The organism is Caloranaerobacter sp. TR13 (genome assembly GCF_001316435.1).
In the GTDB taxonomy this organism is placed as follows: Bacteria; Bacillota; Clostridia; order Tissierellales; family Thermohalobacteraceae; genus Caloranaerobacter.
In genome coordinates this window covers 122500-139084 of the sequence record NZ_JXLL01000002.1, presented here as the reverse complement: position 1 = coordinate 139084, position 16585 = coordinate 122500, and the positions used below count along the sequence as shown (strand labels likewise).

Below are 16585 nucleotides of genomic sequence, written 5' to 3'. Positions count from 1 at the left end.
TTTAATAACATCATATGTTAGAGAGGGGTTTTTTGATTATGTTACTTAATAATCTTTACATCTATATTCAGTTCATCAATATCTATTATATTTTGGTTATTTAATTCTAATTCATTCCCATTCATAATAACTTTGCTATTTAAATCTAAACCTAAAATTCTAAGTTTTATTTTAGGAATTTTGTATCCATTCTTTATAACTTCTGATGTTATTGTAACTTCTTTTTCACTATTTTTCATAATAAACTTTATCTCTGCATAATTGCCTTTTTCATAATCAAAGCTAATTCCATCATCTAAATATAGTGTATATTCACAATCTTGTCCTAAATAGCAGTTAATAGTTATTTCCTGCTCTTTTTCTCCTACATATTGCATTATATTATCCGTAGGAATAATAGCTCCTGCCTTTATAAATATAGGCATTGAATCTATTGAAGCTTCTTTAATAATATATCTCCCGCCTTCAAACTTTTCTAAAGTCCAATAATCATACCAGATACCTTCAGGAAGATAAACCATTCTAACCTTTGTATATGGTCTTGTTATTGGACAAATTAGTATATTCTCTCCAAATAAAAATTGATCATTTATGTTATATGTTTCTTCATCGTCTTGATAATGATAAAATAACGGCCTAATAGCTGGGTGTCCATTTATTGAGCTTTCTCTCATTAAATTATACAGATATGTTATAAAATTATACCTGAGATTAATAAACTTTCTTGTATTTTCTAAAACTTCTTCTCCAAAACACCAAGGTTCTTGATTAATAGACCCTTTAACACTATGATTTCTAAATAGTGGCGTAAATGCTCCTAATTGTGTCCAGCGAGTTAAAAGTTCACCATTACTATCTCCAATAAAACCACCTACATCTGCTCCTATAAATGAATATCCACTCAAGCCTAGATTCATGAACATAGGCATACTAGCTTCTAAATGTTCCCAAATACTTGTATTGTCTCCTGTCCATAGTGCTGCATATCTCTGAGTTCCTGCAAAAGCAGCCCTAGTCAACACAAATGGTCTTACATTAGGCTTAATATTTCTTATCCCTTCATAAGTAGCTATAGCTTCAAGCATACCATATAAATTATGAATTTCAGCATGGCTCTTCTCTTCGCCTTGGTCATTTAAATGTATCGTATCTTCTGGAACAACTTTAGATTCTGTAGTAAAGTCAGCAGGTTCATTCATATCATTCCAAAAACCTTCTACACCATCTTCTATTAGTCCCCTATGAAGTTCTCCCCACCATTTTCTAACCTTTTCTCTTAGAAAATCAGGAAATACAGCTTTACCAGGCCATACTTCACCTATATAAACTTCACCATTCTTATCTTTTATATAAAAATCTTTTTCTTTGCCCTGTTCATATACCCAGTATCCATCTTCAACTTTAACACCTGGGTCTATTATAACAACAAGCTTAAAACCCATATCTTTAAGCTCTGATACCATATCTTTAAATTCAAAGAACTTATCAGAATCTACTGTAAAAACTTTATAATCCTTCATATAATCAATATCTAAATAAAGCACATCACATGGTATATTTTCTTTTCTCATTCTTCTAGCAACTTCCATTAACTCTTCTCTATTTTCATAACTCCATCTACACTGCTGATACCCTAAAAAGTCTTTTCTTGGTAAAGGCATTCTTCCTGTTAAATAAGTATATGATTTAACAACCTCTGATACTTTTTCATTATATATAAAGTAATAGTCTAAATATCCTCCCTGCGAACTAAACTTTAATACATTATCTTTAGTTTTACCTAAGTCGAAATAAGTTCTATAACTATTATCAAAATAAATACCATAGCATAAATTCTTGCTTAATCCAATATAAAAAGGTATAGAAGTATGGTATTCCTTAATAGTTGCATTATGAACTGGAGATACACCCATAACATCAGTATTCCAATTTGAAGTTTCTGTTCCTTTTTTATTTAGCCAGCCATATTTCTCTCCTAGGCCAAAAAATCCTTTTTCCCAAAGAATTTCCTTTTCAATTTTAATTTCTTCTAAATCCACATTTATATCTCTGTTAATTAATTCTCCATTTTTATTGAATATACTTATTTGTAGATTTTCTATATCAATTTCTATTATAAGGCTTTTAGTCTTAATTATATTGCCTTCTTGATTGTGCTCTATATCTTTAGGTCTAACTATAACAGCGGGAGTGGATTCTGGTATTTCTCCATCCTTACTATAAGCAAAGCGTATAATATTATCATCATAGAAAATAATATTTAAAAATCCCTTTCTTCCTTCAATCACATAACCAAATTCTGTTTTTTTGATCATAATCTCCCTCCTTAGTACTTTACTATATTTCTTGTGTGCCTTAAAAATTTCCATCTAAAATTATTTCTACATATGTTCTTAGAACTTCACCAACTGACCAAGCTTGAGCTGGACAACCTTTTGGATAATGAGGTTCATTCCCATCAAATATTTCTGATATACTACCAATACATGCATCTTTCATATGATAATAAAACTCTTCAAGCATATACTTTGCATTAAGCTTGCTTTCTTTAGAATAGTTATTTACTTTCACATAGGCTTCAACAAAAGGACCAATTAACCAAGCCCATACAGTCCCCTGATGATATGCACCATCTCTCTTTAAAACATCGCCTCCATATTTTCCTATATATTCTTTATGTCTTCTGGATAAGCTCCTTAAACCGTATGGAGTATACAGTTCTTCATATACTTTCTCTACTATTAACTTTTCTTTTTCTCTATCAATAATCGAAAATGGCAGACTCACAGCTAATATTTGGTTAGGTCTAAGCATGTCCACAGGCTTTCCATTCTGTATCACATCAAATAGATATTTGCCCTTATCATTCCAAAATTTCTCACGAAAACTTTTCTTAGTCTTTTCTGCTATTTCTCCATACTTACTGCCATCATACCCTAGTTTATTTGATATTTCTTCTATAATTTTTAATGCATTGTACCAAAGGGCATTAATTTCAACTGCCTTTCCATGTCTCGGTGTAACCACCCAGTCTCCAACTTTAACATCCATCCAAGTTAATTGTGTACCCTCATCTCCAGCAGATAAAAGTCCATCATAGTCCATATAAATATTGTTTATTGTACCTTTAATATGATGTCTTATTATGCTTTCAAGATGTGGATATATCTCTTCTTTAATAGTTTCTAAATCATTAGTATATTCAAGATATTTATATACTGCATAAAAAAACCATAGTGTTCCATCTGCTGTATTATATAGAGGTGGAGTATTCTCATCTGGAAACATATTCGGTATTATTCCGTCTTTAATATACCTTGTAAAAGTTAATAAAATATCTTTAGCATCATCGAATCTCTTAGTAGTTAAAGTAAGTCCAGTAAAAGCTATCATTGTATCTCTTCCCCAGTCTGTAAACCAAGGATATCCTGCAATTATTGTCTTAGTTTTTGTAGATGCTCTTTTGACTATAAAATTATCACTTGCCAGTACTAAATTCTTCAAAAAAGGATGTGAATATCCTGCTTTATTTATTAGTTCTGTACGTCTTTTCTTTTCATTTTCTATTATTTCTTCTGAAGTATATTCAACGCTATCCTCTATAGTAGCTAAAAAAGTTATTTTATACTTTTTATAAGGTTCCATTTCAAAAGAAAAAACTCCAGGTATAAAATGAAAATCAACACTTTCGAGTCCTCTATCTCTTTCATTTTTATAAAACATAGGCAGGGACCAATCCTCATTTGCCTCATATTTACAATTTGATTTTATTTTCAAGCTTAAACCTGTACTATCCTCAGTTAACTTTAATGTTCCATTTTCATAGCTTTGATTATATTTAAAATCACCTATTTTACTAGTATCATGATGATCTCTAAAGTTTACATATGGAGTAAACGTCATCCTCACCTTTTTACTGCCAGTATTAACTTTATATATAATAGCTACAGTATTTTTTTCATGTTCCATTGCCAATTCTTTACTTATATTAATATCATTAATTCGATAAATAAACTTTGGTACAGGATAATTACTAAATCTCCTTAATCGTAAATATCCATTATCAATTTTACCAATAAACTGATTAGCAAATAACTTATATTTTTCTCCTTCTATTTCTAATGTTTCGTCTATTTTTGACAGTAATAAATATCTCTTTATTGGAGGTATTAAGGAAGCATTAAGCAATCCATGATATTTTCTGATATTTGCTCCAATTATAGTAGATGAACAAAAGCTCCCAAGACCATTTGTAACTAAATATTCTTTCTGTATTCCTTCATCAAAAGTTCTCCAGTTTGAATATCCTAGTTCCACCCCATCACCTCCTACCAAAATATTATAACATAATATATGCAAACGGTTGCATTTATTTTATAAATATAATAAAATATTGTCAAGGGGGTTTTTTATGCCTAAAAAATTAATAATATTCTTTATAATATTTACTTTAATTTTTTCTGTAGGCTGCCAAAATCAAAATAATATAATTGATACAAAGCAGCAAATAGAAAATATAAAAGAAGATACAAAATCTAATAATTCAAATGAAATTAAATACAAAGTACAAAATAATGGTGGTACTTTTTCTTCAAAGGATATAATATACTTTATAATGACTGACCGTTTTTATGATGGAAATAAAGAAAACAATAATTTTCCTGATGTAAATAAGAATAATCCAAAGGCATATCACGGTGGCGATTTAAGAGGAATTATAGAAAAATTAGATTACATAAAATCACTAGGTGTAACTGCTATTTGGATAACTCCTGTTTTTAAAAATGAATATGGTGGGTATCACGGATACTGGATTAATGACTTTTATAAAGTCGATCCACATTTAGGTACATTAAACGATTTAAAAGAACTCGTTCAAGAAGCACACAAAAGAGATATTAAGATAATACTTGATTATGTAGTAAATCATACAGGGTATAAGTCTCCATGGTTAAAAGATGAAAAATATAAGGATTGGTTCCATCCAAAAAAGAATATTTCTAATTGGAATGACCAAAAACAACTTGAAGAAGGCTGGATATTCGGTTTACCTGACCTAGATCAAGATAATCCTGAAGTTAAAAAATATTTTATAGATAATGCCTTATGGTGGATTGAACAAACAGGAATAGATGGTTTGAGACTTGATACAGTCAAACATGTACCTAAAAGTTTTTGGAATGAGTTTGCTTATAAAATTAAATCAAAATATCCAAACTTTTTCCTACTAGGAGAAGTTTGGCATGATAATCCTAGATATTTAGAACAATATCATGAATTAGGAATAGATTCTTTGACAAACTATCCACTTTATACTGGGCTTCGCAAAACTTTTACTAGATTTGGAAAAGCTAACTCTTTAGTTAATGCGATAAAAAGACAATCAGCTTTTACAAACCCTGAATTAAATGGTATTTTTGTAGATAATCATGATAACAGAAGATTAGTAACTGAAGCAAAAGAGAATGGAAAAGCTTATTTAAAGCAAGCTTTAACTTTCATAATGACATATCCAGGAATACCTATTATATATTATGGGACAGAAATTGCTATGCAAGGTGGAGATGACCCAGATAATAGAAGGGATATGGAGTGGGATAAAATTGATAACTCAGAAATGCTAAGCTATTTTAAAAAGTTAACGTCTCTTAGAAACTCAAATGAAGCTCTTTATAATGGAGATTTTGAATTGTTAAATTATGATAGTTATTTCCTTTCTTATATAAGAAAAAAGGGTAATAGTAAGTTTATTATAATTTACAATCTGCAAACTAAAGAAAAGGATGTAACTATTAATTTAAAAGATAATAATTCTAGTTATACAGATGTTTTTAATAATAAAACTTACCATAGTAAAAATGGCAGTTTAAATATTACTTTAAAGCCTTTAGAAGTAATTATACTTACTTCTAACTAAAACTAATCCCTTCTTAAAACATATATAAATGAAAAGCAGCCGAAACCGGCTGCTTTTTAATTAGTTTTTATATAGAATATAAGTTGATAATGGTTTAACTTTTACACTCTCAACTGCTTTGTTAACCCCACTGACTCCTTCTATATTTACCTCTTTTTCATTAGCTATGATGTTCCATTCTCCTTCTAATGGAAGTTTGATTTCTATCTCTTCTTTATTTGCATTGTGGATAATTAAAATATTTTTAAAGTCACCTTTATATGGAGAAGTTAATAAATATGCAACTGAATTTTTCGGAGCTTCAATAAACTTTAAATATTTTTTCACTTCCTCTGCCTTATCTAGTGTCATTACTTTTTGACTTCTTCTCAATGCTATTAAGCCTTTAATATATTCGTAAGTTTCTTTATATTTACTTTTATTACTCCAATCTATTTTATTAATCTCATCGCCTGCATTATAGCTGTTGTGATTACCTTGTTTTGTTCTTAATATTTCAGTACCACCTTGTATAAAAGGTATACCCTGGGATGTTAAAACTATTGATAATGCTAATCTATTCATCTTTTCTCTTTCTTCTGGAGTATTGTTTGGATTACTCTTCTCAAATTTGTCAAATAAACATAAGTTATCGTGAGAGCTTACATAGTTTATAGTTTCACTAGGCTCTTGTGTAAATCCTTTTATTCTGCTACTGTAATCAATCATTCCTACTATTCCTTTTTTAATTTCATTTTCTAAACCTAAACCACCATTTACAAATCCAATTCCTTCACCATCATTGTCACCTTTTATAGCATTTCTAAAATCGTCATTAAATACTGCTATACCCATTCCCTTTTGCTTACCTTTTCTCAACTGTTTAGTTGGGGATAATGCTGATGAACCACCAGTCCAAGGTTCTCCATAAATTAATATATTCGGATTAATTTTTCTTAACTCTTTTTCTACTTCTTTCATAGTATCAATATCATGTAAAGCCATTAAGTCAAATCTAAATCCGTCTATTTTATATTCAGTAGCCCAAAATTTAACTGAATCTATTATAAACTTTCTCATCATAGGCTTTTCAGATGCTGTTTCATTTCCACATCCTGACCCATTTGTATATTTGCCAGAAGAATCTGTTCTATAATAATATTTAGGAACAAGTATATCAAATGGAGAATTTCCAGTTGTATAGGTATGATTAAATACAACATCCATTACTACTCTTATACCATTTTCATGCAATGCTTTAACCATTTCTTTAAATTCCTTTATTCTTACAGTTCCATCGTAAGGATTTGTAGAATAAGAACCTTCTGGTACGTTATATAAATAAGGGTCATATCCCCAATTATACTGTCCTTCTTTAGTTTCATCTACACTAGCAAAATCATACACCGGTAGTAAATGTATATGAGTAATGCCCATATCTTTTAAATGATCAAGCCCTGTAACCTCACCGTTAGGCCCTTTAGTTCCTTTTTCAGTAAAAGCTAAATATTTTCCTTTATTCTTAATTCCAGAATTCTTATCTACAGAGAAATCTCTAACATGCATCTCGTATATAACTGCTTCAGTTGGTTTTATAGGGGCTGGAATTTTTTGTTCATCCCAACCTTCAGGATTTATAGAATCAAAATCTACTATCATACCCATTTTCCCATTTACAGTAGCTCCCTTAGCATAAGGGTCTGGAGTTTCCTTTTCTACTCCATTAATAGTAACTCTATAATTGTAATATTTATTTTTGTAATCCCCGTTAAGTTTAAGCTCCCAAACACCTTTTTCGCCTTTTGACATTGGATATATTTTGCCTGTATTATCTTTATAGTCTTCATAGATAACTACCTTCATACTCTCTGCAACAGGTGACCAAACTTTAAAAATAGTATAGTCTTTTGTATATGTAGCACCTAAGTCATCTCCAGTGTATATAAACTCTTCGCTTTCAAGTACTTTTCTCATTTCCACATTCCTTTCCTTAAAGTCTTTATGATATACAATAATTTTTTCTGAAAGATCTACATCATTTTTTAAAAGTATTTTAAATATCTTTGCTGATTTTCCTAAATATTTATCTAAAATAAACTTGTCTTTATACTTAAAGGTAATATCTTTTTGTGATGCCACAGCGAAAGTAAAATTCTGACCGTATTCAATACCAGTTTCTTTTCCAATGTCAGCTATCAATTCATAAACATTAAAAGTTTCGTTAAATTTCATTTCAAACTTTTTATCTATACTGTAACCATTAAAGTCTCCTATAACATATACTTTTTCATCTTTTTTAGGTGTATAACCTATTATGTCTGGTGAATAAATAAACCTAACCTTAGTATCATTCATAACTGTCTCAAAACCATATTTTTTTGAGTTTTTTCTTCTAATTTTTACTGCTTTAACTTCTTTAATATCTAACTCTTTGTCAGCACTCTTTACAGTAAACCCTTCATTATTTTTCCCTGTCAATTTCATAAAGTTAGTAAGTTCAACTACTATTTCATTTTTACTATCCAAAAATGCACTTAATATTTTAGGTCTTGTACTAGCCTCTTCTTTGTTATAATAAATCTTTTCTACACCCTCTAACATCCAAACTTCTGTTACATCTCCCTTAAGTTCAATAAATCTGTCCATATTGATATCTTTCTTTTCCCAGTTACCCAATCTTGGGATTACTCCAACTTTTTTAAGCTTTTCATTAAATTGTACTTCTACAATCTTTCCGAATTCATCCTCACCAGTAAAATGATATGCCTTTCCTTCTTTTCCATAAGGCCATATCCAAAAGCTCCAGTTATCATAGTCATCATTATATCTATGATAATGAATTATTAATTTTGAACCTTTATTTTCTTCACTTTTCGTATCTTCAACTGCAGTTTTATTTTCTATGTCTTTATTTACATCTTTTGAAGTCTGGTTAACACACCCTACAAACACCTGCATTAACATAACTATTATTAAAAATAAACTTAACTTTCTCATTATATCCCCCCAAAAATATACAAAATAAACCCTACAAAGTAGGGTTAAATAGTAGATTCTCTCTCTATCAATTCTGTATCAATTATATAATGGTTCGTTTCAACATCTTCATTTTCAAGTTTTTTAATCAAAAGCTTTGCTGCATAATAACCCAACTTTTCTGCTTTAATGTCTACTGAAGTAAGCTTTGGTTGCTGATATTCAGCTAAAGGCGTATTATTAAAACCAACAACTGCTATTTTGCTTGTTGATTTTTCTTTTATAGCCTTTAAAACACCAAAAGCCAACAAGTCGTCTGTTGTAACAACAGCAGAAGGCTCTTTATATTCTAAAATCTCCATCATAGTTTCATAACCTCTTGTTTCTGTAAAATCAACTTCCTCATAAATAAGTTTTTCATCAACAGAGATTCCATGTACTTTTAACGCCCTTAAATATCCATCTAATCTGTCTTTAGTAACGTTAAGATTATGAGGTCCACCTACAAAAGCTATATCTCTATGCCCTTTATTAATTAAATAATTAACAACATCATACATCGCTTTAAAGTTGTCATTATCTACCCATAATATTCCATCTGATTTTTCTGGTCTACCAACTACAACAAATGGATATTTTCCATTTTCCTTCAAATACTCAATACATTTGTCGTTTTCTCTTACAGTTAAAAGAATTATGCCATCAACCCATTTGCTATAAATATAGTTTTTAATGAAGTCTATCTCTTCATTTTCATTATTACTGTAAGTATACATTATATAGTAGCCTTTCTTTTGAGCATAGACACTTATACCTCTCATTACTTGAACAAAGAATGGGTTTATAAATAAATCTTCTTCAGCATTTGGTAATATTAATCCTAAAGTCCTTGTTGATTTATTTGCTAAGCTTCTTGCAATAGCATTAGGATGATAATTTAATTTTTTCATTGCTTCAAATACTTTTTTCTTCGTTTCATCACTTATCTTAGGATGATCAGCTATTACCCTAGAAACCGTCGATGGAGATACTTTTGCCAATTTAGCAACATCTTTTATTGTAACTGGCATACTATTCACTTCCTACTTTTATTTTATTGCCTAGTTTTTAATTTGTTTTGATATATTGTTAAACCAAGCATTTTAAAGTCATTTTCTACACACTTTACATACTATAAATTATATTAAATTGTTATATGCTTTTTCAAATTTTAAATTAACTTTTTGTAGCTCCTGCTGCTAAACCTTCCACTATATGCTTCTGTAGATAAATAAACAATAAAGTTATTGGTATAGCAACTAAAATAGCACCTGCAGCAAACATAGTAAATTTAGTATTTTGCTGTCCAGTTACCATTTCATATAAAGCCATAGCTAAAGTTTTCTTATCAGCACTTCTTAGTATTAATCTTGGCAGAATATAATCCATCCAAGGAGCAGTAAATTGAGTTAATGCAATAAAAGTAATTATTGGCCTTGCTATTGGTAAAATAATCTTTCTGAATATAGTTAAATTTGAAGCTCCATCTATTCTAGCTGCTTCATCTAAACTTCTTGGTATACCATCAAAATATCCTTTAACTAACCATGCATTATATGGTATTTGTCCACCGGCATATACGAGTATTAACCCTAAATGAGTGTTCAATAATCCTATTTGCATTAATAGTACATATATAGCAGTCATAGATAAGAAGCTAGGAAACATTTGCAATATAAGCATACTTACTAACCCTATTTTTTTACCTTTAAATTTAAACCTTGAAAATACATAAGCTGTTAAAGTAGTAAATATAACTGATAGTATCATGTTTATTGTTGCAATTTTTAGCGTGTTTAAATACCATCTTGCAAAATCAGTTTTTATAAATAATTCTTTATAATGTATCAAAGTTGGGTTTTTAGGTATTAAACTAGATCCATATAAACTATTTCCTGGGTTTAATGATGAACCTATTATCCAAATAACTGGTGCAAGTACTATAATTGATAAAAATAACAATATAGCATATAATATAACTTTTGTTAAATATCTTTTACCATTATTCTCTTTAGTTTTATTATTTTTGTTACCTGCTGTATTTTTTTCTACTGACAGACTTATCATCCTATCATATCCTCCTCTTTAAAGGATTTCGTTCTAATAAAACTGTATGATGAAATACTAGCTACTATAAAGAATATTATTATTGATATTACTGCAGCCATATGGAATTGATTTTGGTTTAAAGTCAACTTATAAATCCAAGAAACTAAGATGTCAGTATGTCCTGCATATTTGTATGCAGAATTTACAGGTCCTCCATCTGTTAATAAGTATATATTATTGAAATTGTTAAAGTTGTAAGCAAAAGATAATATTAAATAAGGTGCAGTTTGATAAAGTACCATTGGTAGAGTTATTCTATAGAATTTCTGTCTACTTGTAGCTCCATCTATATCTGCAGCTTCATACAAGTCTTTAGAAATATTAGTTAAAATACCAGACATTAACACCATAAAATATGGTGAACCTAGCCACAGGTTTACAAGTAATATAACAACTTTAGCCAAAGTTGGATCTGTAAGCCAAGGAATACGTGCTACACCCATCTTAACTAATATGTTGTTTATAGGACCTGGTCCACTAAACATTAAACGCATTACTAACAAAGATAAAAAGCCAGGTATAGCATATGGTAATATAAATATACTTCTCCAAACCTTTTTAAACTTGATTCCCTTCGCATTAGTCAATAATGCTAATAATAATCCTCCAAAATATGTTGTAATAGTTGCTAAAACTGCCCAAATAACTGTCCATTTAGCAACACCTAAAAATGTTGAACTCCAAATCTTTAGTTTCACTAAGTTTCGGAAGTTCTTTAATCCTACCCAATCAACTAAGTTCCTTGGTGGTAAATGATATGGGCTTGAATAATTAGTAAATGCAATACAGAAAGTAAAAATTATAGGTAGTAATGTAACAAAAGTAACTGCTAAAATGGTTGGTGTAAGCATGAACATTGGAAAATATTTATCCCAAACATATTTTAAAAACTCTTTGAATGTTCTTCTTTCTTCTCCTCTTTCAAGAAGCTCAGCTGTATTTTTTGCATCTTTTATGTTTACAAAGTAAATTACCATAAGTAGTCCTATTAATAGCAAGGAAATAATACCCTGTATTAACAGAATAATTGAATGATCACCTTGTGCAATACCATTTACAAAGTGTAAGGGTTTTTCTCCTAAAGTAATTAGTCCCCAAAGAGAGCGTTTAAAATATGGGATAGTGAAAATAAGTATTATAAGTTCAAATATAGAGAAAACTATACCTTTTATAATCTCTCTATTATAAAATTGTCCTAGTCCCATGAAAACTGTGGATAGTACTGCGGCCTTAGTAGATCTTTTCATTTTCTCCCTCCTACCACAAATCTTTCTTTAAAAAAATCTAGTCATTTACGGTACCGTAAATGACTAGATTCTATATTATTTTATTCTAGTCTACTCTTGTGATGCTATTGCTTCTTTAATAGTTTGAACTGCATTATCTAGTGCTTCTTGCGGATCTACTCCATCATTCCACATTGATGCAAATGCTGCTCCATATGGTTCCCATACAACTCCCATTTGTGGGATTGAAGGCATTGGAACTGCATATTGAGCCTGAGCTAAGAATGGTGCTACAACTTCATCATTCTTAATAATATCTTCCTTCATAAGAGCTTTAACAGGTGGTATCTGCTTAGTTATTTCAAATCTCTTTAAAAGCATTTCGTCTGAAGTTGCAAACTTAGCAAATAATTTAGCAGCATTTGGATACTTAGTATATGAACTTACAAACATAGATCTAATTCCTGAGAAACTTGCTGGATGTTTTCCTCCTGGTAACTTTGGTAGTGGAGCTATACCGAAATTAACTCCTGCATCTTGATAACCTTTAACTGCCCAAGGTCCATTTATTATCATAGCTGCTTTACCTTCTGAGAACAAACCATCCATGATTTGATAGTTAGTATCAGCTGAATTTAATGGTAATATTTCTTTTAATGATACCATGAACTTAGCACCTTCAACAGCACCCTTGTTATTTAAACCTATATCATCTTTGTTTGTTCCACCGTTACCAAATACATATCCACCACTACCAGCTATAAAGCTGTGTGAGAAGTAAGCGTTTGCAACATCCCACATTAAAGCATACTTATTTTCATTTGGATTATTGTATGTTTTTGCAAACTCTATAATCTCTTCATAAGTTTCAGGTGCTTTTGAAATTATATCTTTATTATAGAATAAAGCATAAGTTTCTATAGCTAATGGATAACCGTATACTTGTCCTTCAAAAGAAACACCATCTGCGGCTGCCTTCATGAAATCGTTTTTCACTCTATCAGCAGTTATATCATTAGGCTGTACTAAACCTGAAGCTACTAATTCTCCAGTATGGTCGTGAGGAGCAACAAATACGTCAGCACCCACACCTGCAGGTCCATCAGTAGCTAATTTATTTTTTGCATCAACATTAGAAACTGCTTCATAAGTAACTTCTACACCATACTTTTCAGTAAACTTTTTAGCTACATATTGTATCCATTCTGATTCTGAACCTTCACTCTCCCAAACAACTAATTTTGCACCTGGTTCAGGAGTTAGTTCTTGTGAAGTATTCTCTTGTGAAGTATTTTCTTGGCTTGTCTCATTTTGGTTATTGTTTTGTACTGGCTCTTGTTTAGCGCCACATCCTACTAGTGAGAACACTAGTACAGCAATAAGTAAGAAGCTTAGAAATTTTTTCATGTAAATCCCCCTTCTTTAAATTAAAATAATTATGTTAGTTTTATGGTTGCTAATCTCTGCAACCGTTTGCACAATTTAATTATAAACCTTTTTTGAAAATATGTCAAACTATTTTTAATCTTCAGAAGAAACAAGAATTCTAGCTGAATACTTAGGTACATTAACATATAAAGCTTTGTCTGACTTAAAAACATCACCTGTCAAACCGTCAATGTACTTGCCTTTATTATTTAATATTACTTCTCTATCAAAATTATGATTATTAATTAAAATAAACATTTTTTCATTTTCATACTCTCTAATAAACCCTATTATCCCTTCTATATTATCAATCCATTTAAATTTACCTCTTCTTAATGCTTTATACTGTTTTCTCAATCTGATTAGCTTTTTATAATAATTAAATAATTCTAAATCCCAATTTTCCTTATTCCAATCCATTGTTCTTCTACAATCTGGATCATGGCCGCCTTCCATACCAATTTCAGTTCCATAATATATACAAGGCGTTCCAACATAAGTTAATAAAAATGTAGCTGTCATCATCAATTTATTTATATCTTTATTACACTCCGTTAAATATCTTGAAGTGTCATGACTCTCTATTAAATTAAGCATAACTTCATTAACTTGCTCAGTATTTCGCATTCTAGTTTTGTTAATTAATTCTTTAAACTGTCTATCTGAAATATTTTCATAAGCAAAATACTGTAATAAAGCTCTCATAACCGGATAATTCATTACTGCATCAAACTGGTCACCTCTAAGCCACGGATAAGCATCAAGCCAAAGTTCTCCTACTATATAAGCATCTTCTTTAGCACCTTTAACCGTTTTTCTAAACTCTCTCCAAAAATCATGACTCACTTCATCAGAAACGTCTAATCTCCAACCATCAATATCTGCTTCCTCAATCCAATACCTAGCAACTTTCAATAAATACTCTCTTACTTCTGGATTATCTGTATTTAGCTTAGGCATATGATATACAAATGCAAATGTATCATAACTTGGAGGATTAGTTTCTATTGGCCATTTGTGTATATGAAACCAGTTATAGTAAGGTGATTCTTTACCTTTCTCAATAACATCTTGAAATGGTTCAAAGAAATAACCACAGTGGTTAAACACTGCATCTAAAATAACTCTAATGCCTCTTTCATGACATTTAGAAACTAGTTCCTTCAAGGTCTGCAAATCCCCAAAATGAGGGTCTATTTTAAAATAGTCCTTAGTATCGTATTTATGATTAGTCGGTGATTCAAATATTGGAGTAAGGTAGATACCATTAATACCTAATTCCTCTAAATAATCAAGCTTTTCAATAATCCCCTTTAAATCTCCACCATAAAAACTATTTGAAGTAGGTAGCTCTCCCCACTTTGTTAAATTATCTGGGTCATTTGATGTATCACCATTGAAAAATCTTTCAGGAAATATTTGATAAAATACTGTATCTTTAACCCATTCTGGTACTTTATGAATATCTTCTTTATTCATATATGGATATTGGAAAAAATGTAGATACACTTCTTTTTCATCAATATCTTTTATAAGTCCCCATTCAGTAAAATAAAATTCACCTGCATCTCCCTGGACCTTAAAATAATATGCAAGTCTCTTGTTTTTAGGGCTAACCTCTACTGTAAAATAATCATAAAGATCATCAGAGCCTGTTAGTTCCATGACTAACTCTTGTCTTTTATCCCACTGATACTTATCTCCATATATCAAGACAGCCTTCTTTATATCTCCTTTTGCAGCTCTTAACCTTATATGAATAACGTTTTCATCATATGCATAACAAAAATTACTCTTTGGTTTGTGATAAATTGCTTGTAGATTCATATTTCACCTCTTATTAGAAACTTGTTATAGAAAAAATTGTCGAGATTTATGCAACCGTTTGCATTATTATTATAGCACTTCCCTACTCTAGTGTCAATATAACCTTATATAATGACTGTGTATAAAAACCACAGGAATATCTTTCTTTTCGCCATAGACTTCATAGAATAATTCTATTCCATCAGATGTCTTAAAAAACATAATATAACCTTCTTTTTTAAGTTTTAGTTTTTTCAATTAACTTCTACAAAAATTAAAAAGCTCCTCTTTATAGTTAAAATTTTATAAAACTTTAGCCTTCTTCATTCTATAAGCTACACCTAATTTAAAACAAAAAAAAGCTCACACGAGCTAAATTCTCATATGAGCTATTTTTTCTAGTCCTAAATGTCTTTACTAGCAAAAAAATCAGTATACTTCATATCCGTTTTTAATATGTGATTTGTAATCCAATCAACCAAGAATGTAACTAAATGCTCAGATACTTCTCTTTGTTCTTCATCAATATCTTTAGACATAACCTTTTCAACTTCCATGAAAAAAGTTTTATGTTCTGATATATGTTTAAAAAACTCTCTTGGTGGATAGTTATATTTTTGCATAAGTTCTTCTTCATGTTTGAAATGATACTTTGCATATTCTTCCATTTCATGCATAACTTCCATAATATCATCATATCTATCTATTTTATCATCTAGATTAATCAAATCATATAATCTGTTGCTTATTTCAAAAAGTTTCTTATGTTCTTCATCAAAAATATTTATTCTAGTCGAATATTCATCTTTCCATTTAAACATCTAAATCAACACCTTCTTTTCAATAAAATTATCTATATGTATTATTTCTTTATTAACGTATAAAAAGCGGCAAACGCCGCTTTTAAGATTGTTTTACTTCTCTTTTTCAAACTTATCTTTAGGTGCACCACATTTTGGACAAGTTTTAGGTCTACATCTACCTTCTTTAGTTTCTCCACAAACTGTACATTTCCAAACAGCCATTTTTATCCCCCTTTCCTCTATTCTCCATACTCCAACTACGATTGTAATAAGTTACTTAATTAATATACAAATCTTTTAAC

The 16585-nt window shown here is 30.0% G+C and carries 11 protein-coding genes; 1 reads left to right on the top strand and 10 read right to left on the bottom strand.

The window, feature by feature from the left end:
* Positions 1–41: 41 nt before the first annotated feature.
* Positions 42–2315, bottom strand: a complete 2274-nt coding sequence (locus TR13x_RS03750; protein WP_054870562.1) for a TIM-barrel domain-containing protein — start codon at positions 2313–2315, stop codon at positions 42–44.
* 40 nt (positions 2316–2355) lie between these two features.
* Entirely contained in the window at positions 2356–4317 is a 1962-nt protein-coding gene (locus TR13x_RS03745; RefSeq protein WP_054870561.1) for an amylo-alpha-1,6-glucosidase, read from the bottom strand.
* Between the two features lie 94 nt (positions 4318–4411).
* Between TR13x_RS03745 and TR13x_RS03740 the strand changes: the two genes are divergently transcribed.
* Entirely contained in the window at positions 4412–5917 is a 1506-nt protein-coding gene (locus TR13x_RS03740) for an alpha-amylase family glycosyl hydrolase (protein WP_054870560.1), read from the top strand.
* Positions 5918–5977: 60 nt separating this feature from the next.
* On the opposite strand, the gene pulA is transcribed toward TR13x_RS03740, so the two are convergent.
* The 8 genes from pulA to TR13x_RS11410 all read right to left on the bottom strand — a co-directional run bounded on the left by pulA (position 5978) and on the right by TR13x_RS11410 (position 16505).
* The gene (pulA, locus tag TR13x_RS10900) at positions 5978–8893 is read right to left on the bottom strand and encodes a type I pullulanase (RefSeq protein ID WP_082394774.1); all 2916 of its coding nucleotides are present in this window, start codon (positions 8891–8893) and stop codon (positions 5978–5980) included.
* 44 nt (positions 8894–8937) lie between these two features.
* A complete protein-coding gene (locus tag TR13x_RS03730; RefSeq protein WP_054870559.1) occupies positions 8938–9942 on the bottom strand; it encodes a LacI family DNA-binding transcriptional regulator in 1005 nt (334 codons plus the stop codon).
* A 145-nt stretch (positions 9943–10087) separates the two neighbouring features.
* Positions 10088–10978, bottom strand: a complete 891-nt coding sequence (locus TR13x_RS03725; protein WP_082394773.1) for a sugar ABC transporter permease — start codon at positions 10976–10978, stop codon at positions 10088–10090.
* The gene (locus TR13x_RS03720; protein WP_054870558.1) at positions 10975–12267 is read right to left on the bottom strand and encodes a carbohydrate ABC transporter permease; all 1293 of its coding nucleotides are present in this window, start codon (positions 12265–12267) and stop codon (positions 10975–10977) included. Before TR13x_RS03720 ends, TR13x_RS03725 begins: the two co-directional genes overlap by 4 nt.
* Before the next feature lie 90 nt (positions 12268–12357).
* Entirely contained in the window at positions 12358–13653 is a 1296-nt protein-coding gene (locus TR13x_RS03715) for a maltose ABC transporter substrate-binding protein (RefSeq protein ID WP_054870557.1), read from the bottom strand.
* A 114-nt stretch (positions 13654–13767) separates the two neighbouring features.
* Positions 13768–15501 carry a glycoside hydrolase family 13 protein gene (locus TR13x_RS03710; RefSeq protein WP_054870556.1) on the bottom strand — a complete coding sequence of 578 codons (1734 nt, stop codon included), beginning with the start codon at positions 15499–15501 and terminating at the stop codon, positions 13768–13770.
* Positions 15502–15884: 383 nt separating this feature from the next.
* Entirely contained in the window at positions 15885–16301 is a 417-nt protein-coding gene (locus tag TR13x_RS03705) for a bacteriohemerythrin (RefSeq protein ID WP_054870555.1), read from the bottom strand.
* Positions 16302–16394: 93 nt separating this feature from the next.
* The gene (locus TR13x_RS11410; protein WP_152912108.1) at positions 16395–16505 is read right to left on the bottom strand and encodes an RCKP-type rubredoxin-like domain-containing protein; all 111 of its coding nucleotides are present in this window, start codon (positions 16503–16505) and stop codon (positions 16395–16397) included.
* Positions 16506–16585 lie beyond the last annotated feature (80 nt).

What these genes read in the sequence shown, in the direction of transcription:
- TR13x_RS11410 (WP_152912108.1), bottom strand. Translation starts at nt 16,505, where the DNA reads ATGGCTGTTTGGAAATGTACAGTTTGTGGAGAAACTAAAGAAGGTAGA.
- TR13x_RS03715 (WP_054870557.1), bottom strand. Translation starts at nt 13,653, where the DNA reads ATGAAAAAATTTCTAAGCTTCTTACTTATTGCTGTACTAGTGTTCTCA.
- TR13x_RS03750 (WP_054870562.1), bottom strand. Translation starts at nt 2,315, where the DNA reads ATGATCAAAAAAACAGAATTTGGTTATGTGATTGAAGGAAGAAAGGGA.
- TR13x_RS03710 (WP_054870556.1), bottom strand. Translation starts at nt 15,501, where the DNA reads ATGAATCTACAAGCAATTTATCACAAACCAAAGAGTAATTTTTGTTAT.
- TR13x_RS03730 (WP_054870559.1), bottom strand. Translation starts at nt 9,942, where the DNA reads ATGCCAGTTACAATAAAAGATGTTGCTAAATTGGCAAAAGTATCTCCA.
- TR13x_RS03720 (WP_054870558.1), bottom strand. Translation starts at nt 12,267, where the DNA reads ATGAAAAGATCTACTAAGGCCGCAGTACTATCCACAGTTTTCATGGGA.
- TR13x_RS03740 (WP_054870560.1), top strand. Translation starts at nt 4,412, where the DNA reads ATGCCTAAAAAATTAATAATATTCTTTATAATATTTACTTTAATTTTT.
- pulA (WP_082394774.1), bottom strand. Translation starts at nt 8,893, where the DNA reads ATGAGAAAGTTAAGTTTATTTTTAATAATAGTTATGTTAATGCAGGTG.
- TR13x_RS03725 (WP_082394773.1), bottom strand. Translation starts at nt 10,978, where the DNA reads ATGATAAGTCTGTCAGTAGAAAAAAATACAGCAGGTAACAAAAATAAT.
- TR13x_RS03705 (WP_054870555.1), bottom strand. Translation starts at nt 16,301, where the DNA reads ATGTTTAAATGGAAAGATGAATATTCGACTAGAATAAATATTTTTGAT.